Source organism: Nostoc sp. (assembly GCF_035638895.1).
Taxonomy (GTDB): Bacteria; Cyanobacteriota; Cyanobacteriia; order Cyanobacteriales; family Nostocaceae; genus Nostoc.
Map to the genome: position 1 here is coordinate 1 of NZ_DASQZC010000475.1, position 2,868 is coordinate 2,868.

A 2,868-nucleotide genomic window follows, 5' to 3' on the forward strand; every position below is an offset into this window, starting at 1 on the left:
TTTACAGGAAAATCATTGATAAGTGTGAAACACTATCTTTGACTCAGGAATTGAGATGTACTCATCATGATTTTATTTTTTGTTGAGTATGATTTAATAGGTTTGGGACGCTTTTTCCCCTTGAGTAGAAAGAGAGCGAATTAACTCCCGAATAACATCGGTTGCTGGTCTTCCCGTCATTGAACAGTATTGTTCAAGCTTCTGTGCCTCACTTGATGTGAGATTGATTGTAAGTCGTTTAGCAGCCCATTTTTTATTCATGTAGTAGACAAACTATATTTTTAAACTACTTATCTAATATCAATCTTTTAAGCTGCTACTACAAGGGTATAACTAATGACATTTAATTTAAGTAATCATGAAGAAACATATTATGTTTTTCTAAGCAATAGTGAAGAGGTAGAGTATATTCTCAAGTATGAAGTTTAGCTAATTTTAAGGCCATAATTATAAATAGAATGTAAAACGAATATTAAAGTAATACCATTTTTATATGAAGGTGCATATAATAGGGAAAATAAGAACAAGAAATTAAAATAGCCATGAGCCGCCCATTTAAGATGGAAATAGCAGGAAAGTGAAGAAGAACTAAAAAAACGTCTTCAAATAGGAAATTTGGTAAATCAGAAAGAAAAATTACAGATGCTGTGGTTGATAAAAAGCGGTCAGATAAAGAAACAGCAAGAAATTGGAAACCGCTTGGCATAAAGATACCTCAACAATCACCAGATGCCTACAGAAATATAGAACAGGTGGTCTACATAGAAACAGTTTCAATCGCCGATTCCACGAATGACTAAATTCGTGTAACTACTGACTATATATCGATGCGACTTGAATAAGTCAGGCGTATAAAGACCAAGCTTACCGCCGCCCTTCCGGCAGCGACAAAGTGAGGAACGAAAAAGCGTTGAATCTATGGATTTGTTGTTGATAAATGCTGGTAAAGGCTTATAACCCACATTCCGCAGGTCAGTTAAGAAAGAAGATAATATTTTCGACAAGGAGCACCAAAAAATTGGAGAATCCATTGTCTTTCATGTGTTAAATTGGCAATCTGTTTGATTTGGGCGACCGTAACCAAATGAATCGACATAAAACATTGAAACACCCAACGTAAGGTTGGAGTAGAAGTTGGTTTACCCAACTGATTATCAATAGTTTTTTTTGCCCGTTCTAAAGCTTGACGTAAAGCCCTTTGACCGAGACTATAAACAAGCAAGCACAAACCCATAACCATAGAAGCGTGCAGCAACTCGCTCAGTCGAATTGAGGAATACACTCGAAGTAAAAAATCAAGGGTCTTTGAGAAACCGAAAACCGCGCTCAGTAGACTGCTGTGCCTTGTATTCCCGCAAAACATCGTCATTGCTGAGTTGTTCAGTATCGAGGATATTGGTTGCTAAAATAAATCTTCCAGCTCGTTTGGCTTCAATAGCGATGGCTAATTCCTTGGGTTCTAGGGTTGCATCAACTTGGTAGTAACAGGTGGGGGAAGCATCCTTGCTTGGTCTACCACGTCCAGGATGTTTTTTTATCTCCTTAACCTGGATATTAGCCAGTTGGTGTAAGGGCAACTTAGAACTGAGCCTTTGTGCAGCAATCAGAGCATCTTTTGAGCAAGCGAATTCTTGGTGGGAGCAACTGCCGAAGTTTCGATTGGGCAACTGATGACTTTTTAATCAAACGTTTTTCCAACTGCTTGAGGTCAGCTTGTTTTCTGGCTTGACTTTCAACAACTAACCAGGACTGTCGTACACCACCATATTCACTACAACTTGGTGCAATTCGATATCCAGGCATTGCACTGTCATTAAACGCAACTTCTGGCATCTCCTCTAACAGCATTTTTGCAGCAGTTATGGTACCTGGGACTCTCGATACCCAACGAAGATGTTTCATTTGTTGCAAGTTTTCTTCTGTGTAAAGTGCGGCATCCGCAACAAATAAGGCATCGATTTGCCATTGCCGCTTGAAATCAGCAATGATAGTGGCAAACATTGCTGAGTCTGATTCATTACCGTCTCCAACTCTTAAGTATAGGGGAATATCTCCATCCCCAGTGCACATTAAGTCTAGAATAAATTGTTTCAAGTCTGGGCGGTGGTCTCTTGAATAACCATAGGTAATTTTAATTCCTCCTGGTTCCGCCTCCTCTGCTGTTGCATTGATTCATGTAATCGCCATCAACGTGGAAAGAACTTGAATCGAGGTGTAGGCTATCCATTTTGACCCCGAATTTACGTGCTGCACAAAGCGGCACTGTCACAAATACTTCAGTTAGTCCAGCCGCATATAATTTGTCCAATACTCGACCCAAACGGTCATCGTTTAAATGTTCTGGGCGTATTCCTTCTCCTAAAAGATGCTCTGTAGCTTTACCTACGAAAAACTTTTCAAATAAATATAATGGTGCACTTACAAACCCTAGTCCATTTAAAATCATTGCTTTTACAACTTGACCTGCACTGATGATTTCTTGAGAGTGAGTTCCCAACAACCGATTAATTTGTTCTACTAGATTCATCTCATCACAGATGCCTGCGACTATCCCGCAGTGGTCAATATCCTGTACCCTGATATCTATCTATCTATTAGTGATGCTGTCATGCTTCTAAAACGCAGCATTTAGGTCATTTTCAAAAATACAGCATTTACGAGCGCACCTGCGGAATGTGGGTTATAAGGCTTAAGCGCTAAATATTAAGCCATCTTATCAGCTAAACAAAAAGCCTTCTCAAATTAGTTTGAGAAGGCTTTTTGTTTGAATAATTATCCCTGGCATCGAGCTATTTTTGCGTAGGGCTACCCCTAAACTATCGTGGCCGCAGCAGCGTTTCACCTCTGAGTTCGGGAAGGGTTCAGTGT

2 protein-coding genes and 1 pseudogene are annotated in these 2,868 nt (G+C 39.6%); all 3 read right to left on the bottom strand.

The genetic code is table 11. The features are described 5' to 3' along the window. Positions 1-93: 93 nt before the first annotated feature. The 3 genes and pseudogenes from VE944_RS23890 to VE944_RS23900 all read right to left on the bottom strand — a co-directional run bounded on the left by VE944_RS23890 (position 94) and on the right by VE944_RS23900 (position 2,587). Positions 94-261 carry a ribbon-helix-helix domain-containing protein gene (locus VE944_RS23890; RefSeq protein WP_324982900.1) on the bottom strand — a complete coding sequence of 56 codons (168 nt, stop codon included), beginning with the start codon at positions 259-261 and terminating at the stop codon, positions 94-96. Between the two features lie 512 nt (positions 262-773). Next, on the bottom strand, positions 774-1,031 hold the full coding sequence (locus VE944_RS23895; protein ID WP_324982903.1) for a hypothetical protein: 258 nt from the start codon (positions 1,029-1,031) through the stop codon (positions 774-776). After that, a pseudogene (locus tag VE944_RS23900) lies at positions 977-2,587 on the bottom strand (IS1634 family transposase). Before VE944_RS23900 ends, VE944_RS23895 begins: the two are co-directional and overlap by 55 nt. Positions 2,588-2,868: the final 281 nt, after the last annotated feature.